The organism is Hymenobacter glacialis, from assembly GCF_001816165.1.
GTDB classification, from domain to species: domain Bacteria; phylum Bacteroidota; class Bacteroidia; order Cytophagales; family Hymenobacteraceae; genus Hymenobacter; species Hymenobacter glacialis.
Genome location: NZ_MDZC01000063.1, coordinates 1 through 17865 on the forward strand (window position 1 = coordinate 1; position 17865 = coordinate 17865).

15 protein-coding genes and 1 pseudogene are annotated in these 17865 nt (G+C 61.4%); 7 read left to right on the forward strand and 9 right to left on the reverse strand.

Going from position 1 to position 17865, the window contains the following annotated elements; translation table 11 throughout:
* Nucleotides 1-1228, reverse strand: a 1228-nt coding sequence (locus BEN48_RS09660; protein ID WP_070734477.1) for a DEAD/DEAH box helicase, incomplete at its 3' end; no start/stop codon positions are given.
* Between the two features lie 314 nt (nucleotides 1229-1542).
* Here BEN48_RS09660 and BEN48_RS09665 point away from each other — a divergent pair.
* From BEN48_RS09665 to BEN48_RS09690, 5 genes and pseudogenes are all read left to right on the forward strand, one after another.
* Nucleotides 1543-2289, forward strand: coding sequence for a class I SAM-dependent methyltransferase (locus tag BEN48_RS09665; protein ID WP_070734439.1), 747 nt, complete (start codon nucleotides 1543-1545; stop codon nucleotides 2287-2289).
* Between the two features lie 42 nt (nucleotides 2290-2331).
* Nucleotides 2332-2664, forward strand: a complete 333-nt coding sequence (locus tag BEN48_RS19120; protein WP_158010143.1) for a hypothetical protein — start codon at nucleotides 2332-2334, stop codon at nucleotides 2662-2664.
* On the forward strand, nucleotides 2661-3353 hold the full coding sequence (locus BEN48_RS19125; RefSeq protein ID WP_070734442.1) for an ATP-binding cassette domain-containing protein: 693 nt from the start codon (nucleotides 2661-2663) through the stop codon (nucleotides 3351-3353). Before BEN48_RS19120 ends, BEN48_RS19125 begins: the two co-directional genes overlap by 4 nt.
* Nucleotides 3354-3401: 48 nt before the next feature.
* Nucleotides 3402-4357 (forward strand): annotated as a pseudogene (locus tag BEN48_RS19415) (CaiB/BaiF CoA transferase family protein); the annotation flags it as partial.
* A 344-nt stretch (nucleotides 4358-4701) separates the two neighbouring features.
* Nucleotides 4702-5631 (forward strand): hypothetical protein, encoded by a 930-nt coding sequence (locus BEN48_RS09690; protein ID WP_241502229.1) that lies wholly within the window; start codon nucleotides 4702-4704, stop codon nucleotides 5629-5631.
* A gap of 83 nt (nucleotides 5632-5714) precedes the next feature.
* Here the strand turns inward: BEN48_RS09690 and trpS are convergent, their stop codons facing one another.
* The 6 genes from trpS to BEN48_RS09720 form a co-directional block, all read right to left on the reverse strand.
* A complete protein-coding gene (trpS, locus tag BEN48_RS09695) occupies nucleotides 5715-6689 on the reverse strand; it encodes a tryptophan--tRNA ligase (protein ID WP_070734447.1) in 975 nt (324 codons plus the stop codon).
* A 105-nt stretch (nucleotides 6690-6794) separates the two neighbouring features.
* Entirely contained in the window at nucleotides 6795-7541 is a 747-nt protein-coding gene (locus BEN48_RS09700; protein ID WP_070734448.1) for a queuosine precursor transporter, read from the reverse strand.
* 80 nt (nucleotides 7542-7621) lie between these two features.
* A complete protein-coding gene (locus BEN48_RS09705) occupies nucleotides 7622-8533 on the reverse strand; it encodes a ribonuclease Z (protein ID WP_070734450.1) in 912 nt (303 codons plus the stop codon).
* A 150-nt stretch (nucleotides 8534-8683) separates the two neighbouring features.
* Nucleotides 8684-9058 carry an STAS domain-containing protein gene (locus BEN48_RS09710; protein WP_046246220.1) on the reverse strand — a complete coding sequence of 125 codons (375 nt, stop codon included), beginning with the start codon at nucleotides 9056-9058 and terminating at the stop codon, nucleotides 8684-8686.
* Between the two features lie 70 nt (nucleotides 9059-9128).
* Nucleotides 9129-10004: a DUF4198 domain-containing protein gene (locus BEN48_RS09715; RefSeq protein WP_070734452.1), complete on the reverse strand. Its 876-nt coding sequence runs from the start codon at nucleotides 10002-10004 to the stop codon at nucleotides 9129-9131.
* A gap of 88 nt (nucleotides 10005-10092) precedes the next feature.
* The gene (locus BEN48_RS09720; protein WP_070734453.1) at nucleotides 10093-11931 is read right to left on the reverse strand and encodes a glycosyltransferase; all 1839 of its coding nucleotides are present in this window, start codon (nucleotides 11929-11931) and stop codon (nucleotides 10093-10095) included.
* A 173-nt stretch (nucleotides 11932-12104) separates the two neighbouring features.
* Between BEN48_RS09720 and BEN48_RS09725 the strand changes: the two genes are divergently transcribed.
* Entirely contained in the window at nucleotides 12105-12734 is a 630-nt protein-coding gene (locus BEN48_RS09725) for a nitroreductase family protein (RefSeq protein WP_070734455.1), read from the forward strand.
* 139 nt (nucleotides 12735-12873) lie between these two features.
* Nucleotides 12874-14898: a DUF262 domain-containing protein gene (locus BEN48_RS09730; protein ID WP_070734456.1), complete on the forward strand. Its 2025-nt coding sequence runs from the start codon at nucleotides 12874-12876 to the stop codon at nucleotides 14896-14898.
* A gap of 55 nt (nucleotides 14899-14953) precedes the next feature.
* Here BEN48_RS09730 and BEN48_RS09735 read toward each other — a convergent pair whose 3' ends face one another.
* The gene (locus tag BEN48_RS09735; RefSeq protein ID WP_241502230.1) at nucleotides 14954-15838 is read right to left on the reverse strand and encodes a YitT family protein; all 885 of its coding nucleotides are present in this window, start codon (nucleotides 15836-15838) and stop codon (nucleotides 14954-14956) included.
* Nucleotides 15839-15958: 120 nt separating this feature from the next.
* The gene (locus tag BEN48_RS09740; protein WP_241502231.1) at nucleotides 15959-17830 is read right to left on the reverse strand and encodes an alpha-amylase family glycosyl hydrolase; all 1872 of its coding nucleotides are present in this window, start codon (nucleotides 17828-17830) and stop codon (nucleotides 15959-15961) included.
* Nucleotides 17831-17865 lie beyond the last annotated feature (35 nt).

Sequence of the window (17865 nt, forward strand, 5' to 3'; positions counted from 1 at the left end):
GGCGCGGGCCTCGGTCGCTTCCCTCGGGCCGGGGGCCACGGTCGCGGCTTCCACCGCCGCCACTGCCACCGCTGCGGCCACCGCGTTCGGGGCGGCCACCGATTTTACCCCCCAGGCCGGCAAAGCGCTTGGGGTCGAATTCCGGAGCTGGGCCCAGGCCCAGCTCCTCGGTGATGTTGCGCTTTTCGAGGTCGCGCTCGATAAGCTTCTCAATCTTCACCACCCGGTCCTGGTCCTGGTCCGAAATGAAGGTGATGGCCGTGCCTTTGGTGGCGGCACGGGCCGTGCGGCCGATGCGGTGCACGTAGTCCTCAGCGGCGCGCGGAATGTCGTAGTTCACCACGTGGCTCAGCGAGTCGATGTCGATGCCACGGCTGAGCACGTCGGTAGCTACCAGGATGGGGAACTGCTTGTTTTTGAAGGCCCGCATGATTTCCTCGCGTTCCTCCTGGGTGCGGTCGGAGCTGATGCCGCGGGCTTCGATGCCGAGTTTGTTCACCGCTTTCACGATGCCGCCCACGGCTGCTTTCTGGCTGGTGAAAAGCACCATGCTCTGCACCTCCTGGGTTTTGATGATGTGCTCGAGGATGTAGATTTTCTGGCGGTCGAAGGCCATGTACATCTGCTGGTCGATGCCGGCGGCGGGCTTCGACACGGCGAGGCGGATTTCCTCGGGGTTCTTAAGAATCTGCTGCGAGAAGTCGCGGATTTTCGTCGGCATGGTGGCCGAGAACAGCAGCGTCTGCCGGTTGGTGGGCAGCTGGCGCACGATGTTGAAGATATCGTCCGAAAAGCCCATGTCCATCATCTTGTCGGCCTCGTCCAGCACCAGGTACTTAATCTGGTCGAACTTCACGTAGCCCATCTGCAGGTGTGCAATGAGGCGGCCGGGCGTGGCGATGATGATGTCGGCGCCGGAGGTGAGGGCGCGTTTCTGCTGCTCCCAGTTCTCGGATTTGCCGCCGCCGTAAATGGCGATGCTGCTGGCTTCCACGTAGTAGCCGAAGCCCATCACCTGCTCGTCAATCTGGGTGGCCAGCTCGCGGGTGGGCACCAGAATGAGGGTGGTGGTGTGGCCGTGCTTGTCGTGCGAAATCTTATCGAGCAACGGCAGCAGGTAGGCAGCAGTTTTGCCGGTGCCGGTCTGGGCGCAGGCAATGAGGTCTTTGCCGTCGAGGATTTTGGGAATGGCCTGCTCCTGCACAGGCGTGGCCTGCTGGTAGTTCATGGCGTCGATGCCAGCCAGCAGGTCGTCATGGAGCTTAAATTCGTGAAACGTCAAGGTTCAGCTTATTGAGAATGGTAAATGGCTGACCTTGATGCTTTGGCCAGCAAACCGCTTGATTTGGGGTAAAGATACGACGGGCAACGGTTGGGGTCGTTTGGGCTCATCGGCCATCTGCAACGTCATGCCGAGCGCAGCCGAGGCATCGCGCCTGTGGTGGTAACTCAACCGTCAGGGTAGGAATTAGTGGTGGCACGCGAGATGCCTCGGCTGCGTTCGGCATGACGTTCTTTGGGCCCCACTAAATTCCCACCACCATGCCTGCCCTCGACCGTTTTTCTGCTCAGGCCGCCGACTATGCCCGCTACCGCATCGATTACCCGCCGGCGCTCTACCACTGGCTGCTGCCCCAGGTGGGGGCCCGCGAGCGCGCCTGGGACTGCGCCACCGGCAATGGCCAGGTAGCGGCCGTGCTGGCTGATTCATTTGTAAGAGTTGATGCCACCGACCTTAGCGCCAACCAGCTGGCCCAGGCCGCCCCGCGCTCCAACATCCACTACCAAACCGCCACCGCCGAGCACACGCCCTTCCCCAACCAGCGCTTCGACCTCATCACCGTAGCCCAGGCCGTGCATTGGTTCGACACCGCCGCCTACCACGCCGAAGTGCGCCGCGTGGCCCGGTCCGGGGCCGTGCTGGCCGAGTGGGGCTACCAGCTCTGCCGCCTCGATACGCCCGAGTTGACCCAGACGCTCGATTCCTTTCACGACGTGACCTCGGCCCCGTATTGGGACACCAACCGCCAACACATCGCAAACGAGTACGCCGACCTGCCCTTCCCATTTGCCGACGTGCAGCAGGCCCATTTTGCGGTAGTAAAGCATTGGTTAGTTGATGACTTGCTTAACTATTTGCGAACCTGGTCGGCGGCGGCCAACTACGCCCGGCAGCACGCCGGCGCCGACCTGGTGGCCCTGGTCGCCGAGGAGCTGACACGGCTGTGGGGCCCGCAGGCGCGCCTGGTCACGTTCCCGGTATTTGCGCGGGCCGGGCGGGTAGAATAATTGGCGGCTCGCCGCGTTGGGAAGCCGAACCAAGCGTTGCTGATGGCTTTTCTGATTACTCAGTTGCGGGCCGTGGGCCTGTTCTACCGCGGCGTTGCCCCGTTTATGCTGGGCATTTCGGGCCTGATACTGGCGGCGGTGCTATTGCCGGCCCTGCAAGAAGGCTGGGGCAGGGGCCTGTTGCCGGGGCTGCTGCTCACCAAGCTGGCCACGGCGCCGGTGGTGTGGTACTTGTGGGAGCAGCTGCGGCCCGGCCAGTACTGGTTTTATTTCAACCTGGGCGTGTCGCGTCGCCGCTTGTGGAGCGGCGTGGTGGCGCTGGATGGCCTGGTGTTTCTGGGGGGCGTAGTGGCCATGCGGGCCGGCGTGGCGTGAGGAGGACGGCGGCCGGGCGCCCGGCGGGCCCGCAGGTATTGGAAGCCGACGGCATTCAGGTCGCGTTTGCGGGGCGGCAGGTGCTGGCCAATATTTACCTGCGGGTGCAGACCGGCCAGATTGTGGGCCTGCTGGGCCGCAACGGCAGCGGCAAATCGGTGCTGCTGCAAACCATTTTTGGGGCCCGCGCCGTGGCCGATGCGTCGGTGCGGGTGAACGGCCAGCGGGTGGTGCCCGCGTTCCGCCGGCCGGGACTGCTGAATTACCTGCCGCAGGGGCCGCTATTGCCGCCTTCGCTGCCCCTGCACCAAGCCGCCCGTATGCTGCGCGTCGACCTGAACGCAGCCACCGCCCGCTTTCCGGAGCTTCGGCCTCAGTTCGATTGCCGCATTGGCGAACTGTCCGGTGGGTCGGCGCGACTGCTGCAAACCCTTCTGCTGCTCCACGCCGATACCGCCTTCTCGCTGTTCGACGAGCCTTTTTCCGGCGTGATGCCCGTGCACGTGGAAACCCTGGCCGAGGAGATGCAGCGACTCAAGCAGCGCAAGGGCCTCCTGCTTACCGACCACCGCCACGCCGAGGTGCTGCCCATCTGCGACGTGATTTATTTGCTGCACCAGGGCCGCTTGGTGAAGCTGGAAGGCAACGTGCGTGAGCAGTTGCGGGACTTTGGCTATCTGGCCCAGTAGCGCACCGGGCGCCGGGAAGGTATTTCCCCCGGCGTATTTTGCAACCCCATGAATCAACAACTTCCCTTCGCTGGTCTCCGCATCATCGAGCTGGCCTCGGTGCTGGCCGGGCCGCAGGTGGGGCAATTTTTTGCCGAGCTGGGCGCCGAAGTCCTGAAAATTGAAAGCCCGGTCGGCGACGTGACCCGCACCTGGAAGACCTCGGCCGAAACCGTCGGCCCCGCTGGCGAGGTGGCTTCCGTGTCGGCCTACTTTGCGGCTTCCAACTGGGGCAAGCAGTCGGTCATTCTAGACCTGGCCACCGCCGACGGCCAAACCAGCCTGCACCGCCTCGCCGCTACTGCCGACATCATCCTGGCCAGCTACAAGCCCGGCGATGCCGAAAAGCTCCAGGCCGATTACGCCACTTTATCAAACGTTAACCCCCGCCTTATCTACGGCCACATCACCGGCTACGGCCCCGCCAATGCGCGCGCCGGCTACGATGCCGTGCTGCAAGCCGAAGCGGGCTTCATGCACCTCAACGCGCCCGGCCCAAACCAGCCACCCCAGAAAATGCCCGTGGCCATGGTAGACCTGCTGGCCGCCCACCAGCTGAAAGAAGGGCTGCTTGTGGCGCTGCTGCAGCGGGAAAAAACGGGGCGCGGCACCCTGGTTCAGGTGAGCCTGCTGCACAGTGCCCTGGCGGCCCTGGCCAATCAGGCATCCAGCTTTCTCGTCACCGGCCACGACCCGCAGCCGCTGGGTTCCGGCCACCCCAGCATAGTGCCCTACGGTACCGTGTACCGCGCCGCCAACGGCCGCCAGCTGGTGCTGGCCGTGGGTTCCGACAGCCAGTTCCGCCACCTTTGCACGGCCCTGGAACAGCCCGAATGGGCGCCGACGCCCGCTTCGGCACCAATGCTGCCCGCGTCACGCACCGCGCGGCGCTGGAGGCCTTGCTAGCCGCCCGCATTGCCGCCGTGAACGGCGATGAGCTGCTGGCCGAGCTGGAGCGCCGCGCCGTGCCCGCCGGGGCCGTGCGCACGGTGGGAGAGGCACTGGAGCAGCCCTCGGCCCAGGCCATGCTGCTGCCGGGGGCGGGCGGGCTTGGCGCCGGGCTGCGTCACGGTGGCTTTTGGCAGCAGCGACTGGGCCACCGCGCCCCACCTGAGCGCCCCGCCGGTGCTGGGTTCGGCCGGCCAGCCTGGGTTTTTGGCCTCGCCAGATGGGGAAAGCGTAACTACTGCCGGGCTTCCCTACGTACCACCCCTGAGCTGATTGCGCTGCTGCTGTGGCGGCCGTGGGCTTGCACGGGCGGTACTATCTTTCCTGCCCCACTGCTTTCGGGCATTATTAAACTTCTCGCATGGCTAAATCAACCACCAAAAAAACTGCGGTCCCCGCGCTTTATGCCCCCGATTCGCCGGCGCTGCCCAAGGAGCTGCCACCTGCCGTGCCGCCCCGCAAAAAGCCGGCTCGCCCGGCCAAGCCCCGCAAAACGGCGGCCGCCACGCCCAAAAAACCGGCTGCAATACCAGAAGCCACTCATTCCGGGGCCACCGCAACCAACAACCAGCCCAAAGCTGCCGCCGGCTCGCCCATAGAAGCGCCCACCGACCGGCTTAATCAAATTTTTGAAGGCCTCAATCAGAAGTCAACCGCCAAGCAGGCCATTTACCGCAACACCCAAGCGGCATTCGATTGCCTGAGGCTGGTGTCGCAGGAGCTGGTGCTGGAGCTCACGCGCCGGCTTACGCCCTTCGATTCGACGGTGGTGATTGAGTACCGGTCCATCAACGACATGGAGTTTCACATCCGGTTCTCGGGCGATTTGCTGATTTTCGTCATGCACTCCAACATCGTCACTTTCCCCGACGACTACGGCCCCATGGACAGCAAATACGTGGAAGCCGATTTCCGTCGCCGCTTCTTTGGCCACATCATGGCCTACAACTTCATGGCCGACAGCATCAAATACCAGCGTCTGAACGACCCCGGCTACCTCGTGGGACGCCTGCTCGTCAACATCGAAAACCACTACTACCTCGAAGGCGTGCAGCAGCTGGAGCTGCCCGATAACGACATGAGCGACAACAAGGTACGCCCCGACGCGATGAAGCTTTTTGTGGAAAGCGCCATGATTGCCGCCGTCAATAACGACCTCATTGCCCCGCCGCTGCCCGAAATCCAGAAAATCAGCGTCAAGCAGAAACTGGAGAACCAGCAGGTGAGCCGCGGGAGTAAGGTTGGCTTCAGCTTTTCAGCCCAGCAAGCGCAGCAGGCGCAGGCGTTTTAGCGGTTTTTTGCACAGAGTTCACAGAGTTAGAGGAGTTTAACGGTAGATAAAACTCCTCTAACTCTGTGAACTCTGCGCGGAAATTATCTTCCGTAGCCCACCTTTTGCCGCACTTTGGCCAGCACACCGGCGCCGTATTCCTGCGCCCGCCGGGCCCCGATGGCCAGCGCCGCATCAAGCTCGGGCAGGTTGTTCATGTAGAAGTCGAACCGCTCGCGCTCCGTGGCAAAACGGCGCAAAATCAACTCATACAGCTCCTTTTTAGCGTGGCCGTAGCCGTAGCCGCCAGCCTCGTAGTTGGCGCGCATGGTGGCCGTTTCGGCGGCCGTGGCCAGCAGCGAATACAGCTTGAACGTGGTATCGGTTTCGGGATTCTTGGGGTCTTCCAGCGGTGTGCTGTCCGATACAATGCTCTTGATGGTTTTCAGCAGCTCTTTTTCGGGGGCAAACACGTCGATGGTGTTGCCGTAGCTCTTGCTCATCTTCTGCCCGTCGAGGCCGGGAATGGTCATGAGCTGGGCATCGACGCGGGCCTGGGGCAGCACCAGCGTGTCGCCGTAGCGGGCGTTGAAGGTAGCGGCAATGTCGCGGGCTATTTCCAGGTGCTGAATCTGGTCTTTGCCCACGGGCACTATTTCGGCGTCGTACAGCAGGATGTCGGCCGCCATGAGCACCGGGTACGTGAAGAGGCCGGCGTTCACGTCCGATAACTTGTCGGACTTGTCCTTGAACGAGTGGGCGTTGGCCAGCATCGGGTAGGGCGTGAAGCAGCTCAGGTACCACGTCAGCTCCGTTACCTGCGGCACGTCGGACTGCCGGTAAAACAGGTTCTTCTCGGTGTCGAAGCCACAGGCCAGCCACGCGGCCGCTACGGCGTAGGTGTTGGCGCGCAGCACTTCGGGTTCGCGCACCGTGGTGAGCGAGTGCATGTCGGCGATGAAATACAGCGAGTCGTTGGCCGGATTTTTCGACAGCTCGATGGCCGGAAGAATGGCGCCGAGCAGGTTGCCCAGGTGGGGGCGGCCAGTGCTTTGGATACCGGTGAGGATGCGGGACATTTTATAAAGCTGTTAGCCAACAGCGGTTAGCCGTTAGCTTTTTCGTGAACAGGAAAAAGAAGCAAAGAGTGAAAACCAGAGGATTCAGCCGCCGCCACTGCAAATTTAAACGCTTATATCCGCTGCCGCTTCCTGCAGCAGCTCGCTCGTTTCCTCTTTTCCCAGGTACATATCAATGAGGTAGTGCGCCAGGTAGAGCACCGGAGTGAGCAGTATGGCCGCCGCAAATTTGTACCAATAGTTGGTGTTGGCCACGCTAAGCACCTGGTCCATTGTCCAATTGCCAAAAACATAGAAGGCCACGTAAAGCACCACGAACGAGTCGACCAGCTGCGATATCAGGGTAGAGCCGGTGGCCCGCAGCCAGACGTAGCGCCCGCCCGTGGCCTTGCGAATGGCCGCGAAAATGGTGGCATCTAGCACCTGCCCCACGCCAAACGCCACAATGGAGCCGATGATGATGCCCAGGCCCTGCCTGAAAATGCTCTGGTAAGCAAAGTCAATGTTGAACGGCTGCCCCTGGTCGTCAGTCTTGTTCACATCCAGCCAGAATTCGGCCGGCGGCAGCTTGGTGGTGAGGTAAATAACCCCAAACGCGAACAGAATGAGCACCACCGTCAGGTAGCTGATGCGCAGCACGCCCGCCTTGCCAAAATACTCGTTGATGATGTCGGTGGTCACAAACACCACCGGCCAGATGAGCACGCCCGCGGTCAGGTTGCCGGGCAAGCCCATCAGCCGGTCAGCCGAGAATATCTTGACGCCAATAATTTCAGCCAACAGCGCATTGACCAGGAAAATACCGCTCAGTACAAGGTAAAGCTGCTGCTTTTTGAGGGCGTATGAAGTCATACCGGGGGTATGCGCCGCAGCGCAGCTGGTCGTTAAAGAAAGTGAGGGCAATTGCTGAAGGAGCGAGCCCTGGCGCGTTCCTACAGGTTCACCACCAGTCCTTCGATGGCTAGCTCGGCGGTAGGAAACACCGTTTGGGCCTCGTGCAGCAGTGGCTCCAAGGCCTTGTGGCGGCTGGAGAAGTGGCCCAGCAGCAGGCGCTGCACGCCGGCCTCGGCGGCTAGCTGCGCGGCCTGACGGGCGGTGCTGTGGTGGGTTTGGGCGGCGCGCTCCTTCATGTCTTCCAGGAAAGTGGCTTCGTGGTAGAGCAGGTCGGCCCCGCGAATGAGGGCGGCCAGGGCCGGCGTGTAAAGCGTGTCGGAGAAAAAAGCGTAGCGGCGCGGGGTAGGAGCGGGGCCAGCCACGTCGGCGTGGCGCAGGCCGGGCTGGTGCTCGTCGGCGGGCAGGTCTTCGCCCTGGGCCAGCCGGGCCAGTTGCTCGGGGCGCAGGCCGCTGGGGAGCTTTTCCTTGAGCAGGTTGGCACGGCGTGGTTTTTCCTGAAAGAGGTAGCCGGCACAAGGCACGCGGTGCCGCATGGGCAGCGACTCCACCGTGATTTGGGCGTCCTCGTACACCACGGCGTGGGTTTGGGTATTCACCAGCGTAAACTCCATCTCGAAACCCAATTGCATATTCGAGACCCGGGCCTGGGTGGTGAGCACCTCGTCGAGGCCGGGCGGGCCAATGATGTGGAGCGGCTGGGTGCGGCCCTGCAGGTGCATGGTGCCCAGCAGGCCAAACAGGCCAAAGTAATGGTCGCCGTGCAGGTGCGAAATGAAAATGGCCCGCAGGTGGTGCGGCCGCACGCGGTACTCCAGCATCTGCCACTGGGTGCCTTCGCCGCAATCAATCAGATACGTGGCGGTGCCCACCGTGAGCACCTGCGCCGTGGGATGGCGCCCACTCACCGGTGTGGCCGAGGCCGAGCCCAGAATCTTCAGCTCAAAAGTCAAAGCGAAATAGTTGTCGGTTGGCAGTTGTCGGTTGTCAGGCCTGGGTCGGGTGGTGCAGAAACAAAAGGTGGTTGCCAATTGCCAGCTTCAACAAACTGACAACCGACAACCACCTGCCGCGTCAAGGCAGCTACTGACAACTTAAAAAATCTATTCCTTATCCGTCAGGTCGCGCTCAATGGCGTGCAGAAATACCCGGTCGATGCCTTCTTCTACCGTGGGCAGAATGTGCAGCACCGACTCCAGCTTGCTGATGGTGATGAGCTTGAGAACGTGGTCTTGCAGGCCGGTGAGCACCAGCAGGCCACCCGTTGAATTACACAGGCGGTTGGCAATAAGAATGGAGCTAAGGCCCGACGAATCCGTGTATTTAACGTTCGTCAGGTCGAGAATGAGGTTATTAATGCCTTCGGCGTTAAGCTTCACAAACTCCGATTTGAGGTCGGGCGCAACAGTGGTGTCGAGCTTCTTTTCCTCAATGGTAATGATGGTGTAGCTTTCTTTTTTATCAATCGTGTACTTCATACAGCGTAGGCAAGGAGGGTAAGAGAACGGCGAAGGTAAAGAAAAAACCCAAAATCCGGGGCGAACTTGGCTAATGTTTTGTGGAGGACCGGGACCCCGCCCCCGGTCCGGCAAAGGTGAGCGACGCCCACGTCGATTGCCAGTCGGCCCGTTCGCGCAGGTTGGGCGGGGCCACCGTCATGTCTACCGCCGCCAGCAGGTAGGGGCCTGGTCCGGATAGACGTAACAGGATACGGCCGTTTTGGTTGGCGCGCGTGGTAAAATGAGTTGTTGGCAAGCCGTTGGGCTGGCGCTGCCATATCTGCACGGCGGCTCCGAAAGCGGGCAAGCCCCTGCGCAATACGCGCACGGTCAGGGACTTGTCGGCCAGTAGGCGGTAAGGATTTTGCTCGGGCACCAGCTCCAGCGGCAGGCCGTATACCTGCCGCCAGGCGGTGTCGGCCGCCTCTGGCGTGCTGGCTGCGGCGCCCACCTGCACCAGGGCCTTGGCGCAGCGGCGGTAGGTTTCGCGGCCGGGTTTGGCCATTTCGTCGCGCTCCTGCCGCACTTTCAGGGGGTAGTCCAGGCCTTCCTGGCGCAGGTAGGCGGTAAACTGGTCGGCGGGCATCTCCAGGAAAGCGTTGGAGGAGCGCAGCAGCACCACGTGCGTGCCGGGCCGCGCGAAGGTCAGGGCCGTGCGAAAGGTATCGGTGGGGGCGAATCCGGGCGCGGGCGTCAGGGCGGTGCTGTCGCCGGAGGTAGGGCCGAAGCGCACCAGGCGCAGCACCTTTTCCGCCCTGTTGGTCCAGGCCACGCCTTTAAAATTCTCGCCGATAAGCGGGCGGATGCTCAGCGTTTGGCCGGGCTGCACGAAGAAGCGGGGCGCTTCCAGCCAGAATTCGCGGGCCGCCGCCGTCAGCCCCGCAAACCCCAGTAAAGCCACAAGCGCCGGGAAGGCCTTCTTCATGAATAGTTAGTAAGCGGGTGTAGTAGTGCGTGATAACGCAAATTATGGCGTTTTCAAACCCTGCTCATTAGAAAGTGTAAAAATCAGCTTACTGCCGCTCCAGGGCCAAGGCATACGCCCGGTCGTAGTGCACGCGCAGGTTTTTCCAGTCGAAGAGCTCGGCGGAGCTTTCCACGGCGTTGCGCTGCATGATGCGTTCGCGGCGGTTGAGCTGCACGAAGTCCCAGAGCATGTTGGTGAGCTCCTCGGCTGATTCGTCGAAGGATTTTTCCTGGCGGTGCACCACAAAAATGCCTTTCGACTCGGGGTCAGGAATGGTCTGGAGCACGTAGTCGCCAAAGCCGGAAAGGTCTGATGTGATGGCGGGCACGCCGCGGGCCACGCACTCGAGCGGGGTGTAGCCCCAGGGCTCGTAGTAGGAAGGGAACACGCCCATATGGCAGCCGCGCACAAACTGGCCGTACTCCATGCCCAGCAGGGGAGAGGAGGGCGACACAAAATCGGGGTGGTACACCATTTTCACCCGGTCGTGCTGGTGGTTCAGCAAGTTGGCCCGGCGCATAAAGTCCAGAATGTCGTCGTCCTGGTCGTTCACCAGGTTGTGGGTGATGACCGGGGGCAGGGCGTTGGTTTTCCAGCTTTGCAGGGTGCGGCGGTAGCGCAGCTTCCAGTAGTCGTCCACCATTGCGCCCAGCTCGGGCAGCTTGTGGTCCTGGCTGGCGGCGGCGGCGTAAAACAGCCGCTCGCCCACCTGCTGCTCAATGGCGCGGCAGGTTTCCTGCACCTCATCGAGCATGGCCCGGCGCTCCAGCACCTGCGGGTTGATGCTGGTGAAGGGGCGCTTGGTGATGAAAAACATCACCACGTTGCCTTCCAGCCCGCTTTTCTGCAGGCGGTGGTTGAGGCGGGCCAGGGCCTCCAGGGTCAGGTCGAAGCCTTTGTTGTGGTACTCGTAGCGGCCCGAGGTAAAGAGGTACAGCGTCTTGTCCAGGTCAAAAGAATACGACTGGAAGAAGTGAGCCATCACGAACTCGTGAATTTGGGCCTTGTACTGCTGGTGCAGGTTCTGGAACTCGTGCAGGGCCACAAAGCGCTCGATGTTGAGGCCGTTGGGCAGCACCGCGTCCGGAATCCTATCCAGTAAGTAGATGCACTCGCGCACCGTGAGCTCGCTCACCGTGGTGAACACGTGGCTGCCGTGGGCGGCGGCGCGCTCCATACGCACGGCCGGCTCGATGTTGAATTTCTTGGCCTCGGATTCCCAGTTCACCCACATCAGGTGGTCGTAGAAGTTGGGGTCGTTCATGGCCAGGTAGCGGCCCAGCAGAGTGGCGTGAGTGGTAAAGAGCAGGTGCACGGGCACTTGCAGCCGGCGCAGCTCCGGAATGGTCACGCCCGTCATCCACTCGTGGAAATGGCCCACCAGGCGCTTGGTGGGCGGCATCTGGGCCGCCAGGTGCTGGAAGAAAATGGTGCTCAGGTGCCCAAAGGCAATGACCTGGTGCAGCAGGTCGTCGGTGTTGGGGGCGGGAATGCCGTGGCGCTGCCACAGGTTCGACTTTAGCTCGCCCAGCTGGTCGTAGGCCTGAAACGGGTTGATGAGCACCACGCGGGGACTGCCCGTTACCAGCCAGGTGCCGTAGCATACGTCGTAGCCTGCGGCGCGCATGGTGCGCACGGCAGCGGCAAACGGGTCGGAGGCGGTGTGCAGCTCCAACTCTTCCATAGACTCAAATTCGCCCTGGGCCTGGTTGGCGAAGTAGGGCCCCAGCAGGCAGTACCGGTCGCCCCATTCGGGCACGGTGGCCGGCACCTTGCTGCGAATGACCGTGTAAATGCCGCCCACCTGGTTGCAGACTTCCCACGCTACTTCAACCAGAAAAGCGTCGGAAAAGAGGGCATTGGGGGCAGCAGGCGGGATTTGCATAGGAACGGGGGCGAAAGTGGCAAAGGAGGAACGCGGCGAAAGGTAAGCGGATTGGGGTTGGGATGCCACCTAAAAGCCGGTTTTTTAGTCGTGGAATCCACAGTAGTCCTACGCAGAACTTAGCTGCAAAGCCGCCGTTATTGGCGGCTCAACTTGCTATTTCCCTACCCCCAATGGCTGATTCCACCAACGTTCTCCACCTCGAATACCCCATCCTGCCCCTGCTGATGCAGCGCCGCAGCCCGCGCGCCTATACCCCGCAGCCGGTGCCCGCCGCTGTGCTTCAGCAGGTGTTCACGGCGGCTTCTTCGGCCGCTTCGTGCTTTGGCGAGCAGCCCTGGCGCTACCTCGTGGGCAGCCGGGCCAGCAGCCCCGAAGCCTACGACGACATACTGGGAAGCATGGGCGAATTCAATCAAGTGTGGGCCAAAAGCGCGCCCGTGCTGGCCGTGAGCATTGCCAAGCTCACTTTCTCGCACGACGAAAACCCCAATGCATGGGCCAGGCACGACGTGGGCCAGGCCACGGCCACGCTGGCCATTCAGGCCACCGAGCTGAGCCTGCAAGTGCACCAGATGGCAGGCTTTTCGGTCGATAAAATTCGCGCCAGCTTCAACATTCCGGCCGGCTACGAACCCGTGGCCGTGTTCACTCTGGGTTACCCCGGCAACCTGGAGAGCCTCCCGGCGCCCCTGCAGGAAAAGGAAACCGCTCCCCGTGTGCGCAAGCCTCTGGCCGAATTTATGTTTGAAGGCGCCTGGCCCACCCTGGAAACCGAGCGCTACGATGCCGCAACGGTGTAGCCTAAATGCCAGGCATGACAGGCCCTATGTCGGATAGTTTCTCATTGCATTTATTTCAGGGGTTGCGAGCAGGTACCTGAGCGGCAAACCTGGTGCCGTATGTTTGCGGCCCCACTTTTCCTGTATTAAAATCTACCCGATGAGAGCCGATTACGCCACTCCTAAAGGATTATTTAGCAACGACCGGCAGTACTTAGTGCCTCTTTTTCAACGGTCTTACGCCTGGGGATTAAAGGAGTGGAAAACGCTGTGGCAAGACGTGCGCTTACTGCCTGAACTGGATGATAACCGCCAACATTACATTGGGGCGGTGGTGATGTACCCAACAGCAGCCACGCCAACCGGTGTAAATAAGTACGCCATTATTGATGGGCAACAGCGCATGACCACGCTTTTCATCATGCTGGTCGCGTTGCGCGACGTGGCCCGCCAACTCGGCCATGGCCACTTAGCCGACCGCCTAACCGATAACCACCTGCTAAATAAATACGCCGTGCTTTCGGAGCGGCACAAGCTGCTGCCTAACCAGACGGACCGCGCCGGCTTGCGTCATCTCACCGATGCGGCCCCTGGCGTAGTCGTGAATCAGGGGCGCGTGGCGGATGCCTATGCGTTTTTTCAAGCCAGGATAAGCGAGTGGATAGCCGGACAGGTAGCGCGAGCCGATGAGTTGGCCCGGCTCGTGCTGGACCGGCTGTCGCTGGTGAGCATTACGCTCGATGATAACGACGACCCGTACGTTGTTTTTGAGAGCCTGAACGCCAAAGGCCTGCGCCTGACAGCCGCCGATTTGATTCGTAACTATCTGTTTATGCGAATTCAGCCCGATGAGCAAGAGCAGCTAAATGACCAATACTGGCAACCCATGCAGGAGCAGTTGGGCGAACGGCTAACGCAGTTCGTGTGGCACTACTTGATGCGGCATGGAGGCAATGTGCCCAAATCCGATGTCTATTTCTCCTTTAAAAAAGCCACTGAGCGCCGGCCAGTGCCGGAAATTCTCCAAGAGTTAAATCGATACGCCCCTACTTATGCTCGTCTGCTAGACCCGGCGCTCGAAACCTTGCGTCCGGCAGTTCGGGCTGCGCTGCGGCGGTTGCACCGCACCGGTCTTACAGTTGCGTACCCAATGATTTTGCGCATTTACGATAAGGTACGGCATGACCAAGCCCCCGAATCTGTGTTGCTGGACCTGTTGGTAGTGCTCGAAAACTATTCTTTGCGCGGATTCATGGCCCAAAGGGGCACAGGAGGCTCTAATAAAAGCATGCAGACTCTAGCAGCTCGAACCAATGCTCTAGACGGGCAGCCGACCGAATTACTAGATGATGTGCGGCGCTATCTGGCCACTCAAAACTATCCATCAGACAAAGAGGTATGGGACGCTTTGCTCAACAAACCGCTGTACCACCACGCAGGGGAACGCAATGTGCGCACCAAATTGGTGCTCGAAACCCTCGAAACGGACCTCAATCCCAACGAAACAGTTACTCCAGATGGATTGACCATTGAACACATCATGCCTCAAGCACTGACGCCCGTTTGGCATTCTGACTTAGGGGCAGAAAGTGTACGGGACCATCAGACCCTACTTCATACGCTGGGTAATTTGACGCTGACCGGTTACAACAGCGAACTATCCAATGCGCCATTTGCCGTTAAGCGCGTAGAATTTGCTAAAAGTAATCTGTCCCTCAACACCGAACTATCTACCGAAGTAATCTGGGATGCCGCGGTAATACGGCGCCGGGGCGCGCAATTGGCCGAGCGTATCCTACTCCGGTGGCCCTCGTTGGCTCCTGAATTGACGGTTGAGGGTGGCGGCGTCATGCCCAGCCGGGCGCAGAGCGTGCGGCCTAAAGCCGTACTGTTGCAAGGCCAGCGGTTACCCGTTCGGACGTGGATTGAAGTTGTAGTAGTGACTTTGCAAGCGTTGGCTACTATGCAGCCAACGCTGTTTTCTAACTTGGTTCGGAATCGTCCTACATACTTGAACCAACAGCCGGAGCTACTGCGCAGTGCCGCTAAGGTGAATGCTTCTTGGTACTACGAGGGCCACAACAGCGCTGATGGTCACCGCCGGTTCTGCCGCTTTGCCCTAGAGCAGGCCGGGTTAACAGAAACGGAATGGTCTGTGGAAACGGCAGAAGGGGAGGCAGGATAATAGAATCCAGTTGCTTGCTGCCGTTGTGCAGTCAGTGAAAGGCAAGAGCCTGGAACTAGTGCAGCGCGCGCTTCTTAACAATGCCGCCCTGGGCATCGTCGATGCGGTATTGCACGATGAAGGCCTTGGGGTCAATTTGCTGCACTACCGTGCGCAGGCCGGGTAGCTCCAGGCGCGTGACCACCGTGAACACAATGTCGCGGTCCAGGCGCGGCTCGCCTTGCTTGCCGTAGCCCGACCTGCCCATGTAGATGGTAACGCCGCGGCCCAGCTTCTCGGTGATGACCTTGCGAATGGCGTCGCTTTGGGTTGAAACGATGGTGACGCCGGTGTACTGCTCAATGCCGTTGAGCACGAACTCCAGTACCCGGGCAGCCGCAAAGTAGGTGAGCATGGAGTATAAAGCCTCCTCGGTGCCCAGAACCACCACGGCAACGCTGAAAATCAACAGGTTGAATACCAGAATTAGGTCGCTGACTTTGAGCAGGACCAGGTGGCGGCTCACGAGCAGCGCCGCAATTTCGGTGCCGTCGAGCACGGCACCGCCGCGCATGGCCAGCCCGATGCCCGCCCCAATAAAAACCCCGCCGAACACAGCGGTCAGGAGCAGGTCGGGGGTGACGTCGGGGAAGGGCACCACGGCCAGCACCAGCGCCAGCCCGGCTATGGCCAGCACGCTGCGCACGGCAAAGCGGCGGCCCAGCTGGTTGTAGCCCAAGGCCACAAAGGGCAAGTTGATGACCAGCAGCAGCACCGAGAGCGGCAGCTTAAACGCCGAGGCCAGCAGCATGGAAACCCCCGTCACGCCGCCGTCGATGAAGTGGCTCGACAGCAAAAAGGACTTGAGGCCGAACGCCGCCGAAAAAATACCCGCTACAATGAAAAGCGCATTTTGGAATTCGGAATTGGGCCGGTTTATCGCGGAAGCTGTTGGATACACGGGGAATGGGGGTTGGTGCAGGTTATGCTTAAAAGTAGAAGCCTGCCCGGGAAATAATCACCCGAACAAGCTCCTTTCAAGTAATAAACAGCAGCAGAGAGGCGGAAAGCCGGCCTGCTACTAGCTGTCCTGCGACAATATTAGCACCGCATACGGAGCCAGCCCAATGCTGCCGTGCCAGGCGTAGCCGTCGCGGTCGCCCGCCGTGGCATCCACGCCAATGCTTTCAAAATCGCCAAAATCGCCGTCGTAGCCCCGCCAGTCGCTGTTGAAGCGCACGCGCCAGTGGCCGGGGCCGGGCAGGCCAACGGCGTAGGCCTCGTGGGCTTGGTTGGCGAAGTTGGCCAGCACCACGGTGGTATCGCCGGGGCTGGCGTTCTCACCGTCGGCCCGGCGGGCGAAGGCCACCAGCTTGGCCTCGTCGTTCACGTGGAAGACGTGGGTGTGCTGCCCGCTCAGGCCCCGCGTATGGCCGTGGAAGTTGCGGCGCAGGCTAATGAGGTCGCGGTAGAGGTGCACCAGGCCGGCGCGCGTTTCCACATCGGCCCACACCAGCGGCTCTGCGTCGTTGAACTCGCCGAGGGCCAGGAACTCCTGGCCTTGGAACAGCATCGGGATGCCCGGCGCCGTGAGCACCAGGGCCGCCCCAAGCACGGTGCGCTTCTTGGAAAAATAGCCGTCGGCGTCGCCGGGCATGATTTCTTCGGCCACGCGACTTTTGCCGTTGGCCACTTCGTCGTGGCTTTCGGTGTAAATGACGCGCCGGAACGCGTCGTCGTTGTATGACTCCGAGATGGCGCCCGCCACGGCCGCCATGTTGCGGTCGGCGTCGTGCGGGGCCGTGAGGGCCTCCACCACGGGGTATACAAACGAGCTATCCCACTGCGAGTCGAAGCCCTGGCCGCCGTCGGCCACGCTGGCCGTGATGCCGGCGTTGCCGCGCATGTCTTCGGCAATGGTGATTTTCCAGGGCATGGTCTGGTCGATTTCCTCGTTTATCCAGCGCATCAGGCTCCAGCCTTCGGGCAGGTCGGCGCCGGGGTCTTCCTCGCCGTGCACGTTGCGGATGAAGGCAATGGCATCGGCCCGCAGGCCGTCGACGCGGTAGTCCTGCAGCCACATCAGGGCATTGTCGCGGAGGTACTGGCGCACCTCGGGCCGGCCGAAATCGGGGCGGTTGTCGCCCCAGGGCGTTTCGGCCCGCCAGTCGTTGTAAAAATAGATGCCGCCGCCGTCGTTCTCCTGCCAGCCGTCGAACTGCCAGAGGTCGAGGTCGCCGGGGCCGAAGTGGTTGTACACCACGTCCAGCACCACGGCAATGCCGTGCTGGTGGGCCTGCTTCACCATTTCCTTGAAGGCCACGGGCCCGCCGTAGTCACTCTCCAGCGCAAACGGGTTCGAGGGGTTGTAGCCCCAGGAGCGGCTGCCCGGAAACTCGGTAGCCGGCAGCAGCTCAATGCAGTTGATGCCGAGGTCGCGCAGGTAAGGCAGCTTCTCGGCCACGCTCATAAAAGTGCCCACTGCGTTGGCATCGGGCGCGTTGAAAGTGCCCACGTGCAGCTCGTATATCACTAGCTCGTTCCAGGCGGGCATCTGGAAATGGTCGTCGCCCCAGTCAAAGTGCGGGTCGTGCACCACGGAAGAGCCGGCCGAGTTGGTTACCTGGCGGGCGTAGGGGTCGTTGCGGTCAAACCCCTGTTTTCCGTTGGTAATGTGGTACTTGTATTCGGCGCCGGGCTGCACGCCGGGCACGTCCAGGGCCCAGTAGCCATCGGCTTCGTGTTGCAGCGGGTGCTGGGTGGCGTTCCAGTCGTTGAACGTGCCCACCAGGCTCACGGCATCGGCGTGGGGTGCCCACACCCGGAACGTGGTGCCCGTGGCGTGGGGCACCGCGCCCATGCCGAGCTGCGGGGCAGAGGAAGAAGTGGCGGGGGAAGGAGCAGGCGCGGCCTTGGCACGCGCTTTAGAAGCGGAATTGGAAGCGGGAGGCATTAAGAAATGATGAGCCAGCGGCGCGCACAACCGCA

What these genes read in the sequence shown, in the direction of transcription:
- BEN48_RS09665 (WP_070734439.1), top strand. Translation starts at nt 1,543, where the DNA reads ATGCCTGCCCTCGACCGTTTTTCTGCTCAGGCCGCCGACTATGCCCGC.
- BEN48_RS19120 (WP_158010143.1), top strand. Translation starts at nt 2,332, where the DNA reads ATGGCTTTTCTGATTACTCAGTTGCGGGCCGTGGGCCTGTTCTACCGC.
- BEN48_RS09690 (WP_241502229.1), top strand. Translation starts at nt 4,702, where the DNA reads ATGGCTAAATCAACCACCAAAAAAACTGCGGTCCCCGCGCTTTATGCC.
- trpS (WP_070734447.1), bottom strand. Translation starts at nt 6,689, where the DNA reads ATGTCCCGCATCCTCACCGGTATCCAAAGCACTGGCCGCCCCCACCTG.
- BEN48_RS09700 (WP_070734448.1), bottom strand. Translation starts at nt 7,541, where the DNA reads ATGACTTCATACGCCCTCAAAAAGCAGCAGCTTTACCTTGTACTGAGC.
- BEN48_RS09710 (WP_046246220.1), bottom strand. Translation starts at nt 9,058, where the DNA reads ATGAAGTACACGATTGATAAAAAAGAAAGCTACACCATCATTACCATT.
- BEN48_RS09715 (WP_070734452.1), bottom strand. Translation starts at nt 10,004, where the DNA reads ATGAAGAAGGCCTTCCCGGCGCTTGTGGCTTTACTGGGGTTTGCGGGG.
- BEN48_RS09720 (WP_070734453.1), bottom strand. Translation starts at nt 11,931, where the DNA reads ATGCAAATCCCGCCTGCTGCCCCCAATGCCCTCTTTTCCGACGCTTTT.
- BEN48_RS09725 (WP_070734455.1), top strand. Translation starts at nt 12,105, where the DNA reads ATGGCTGATTCCACCAACGTTCTCCACCTCGAATACCCCATCCTGCCC.
- BEN48_RS09730 (WP_070734456.1), top strand. Translation starts at nt 12,874, where the DNA reads ATGAGAGCCGATTACGCCACTCCTAAAGGATTATTTAGCAACGACCGG.
- BEN48_RS09740 (WP_241502231.1), bottom strand. Translation starts at nt 17,830, where the DNA reads ATGCCTCCCGCTTCCAATTCCGCTTCTAAAGCGCGTGCCAAGGCCGCG.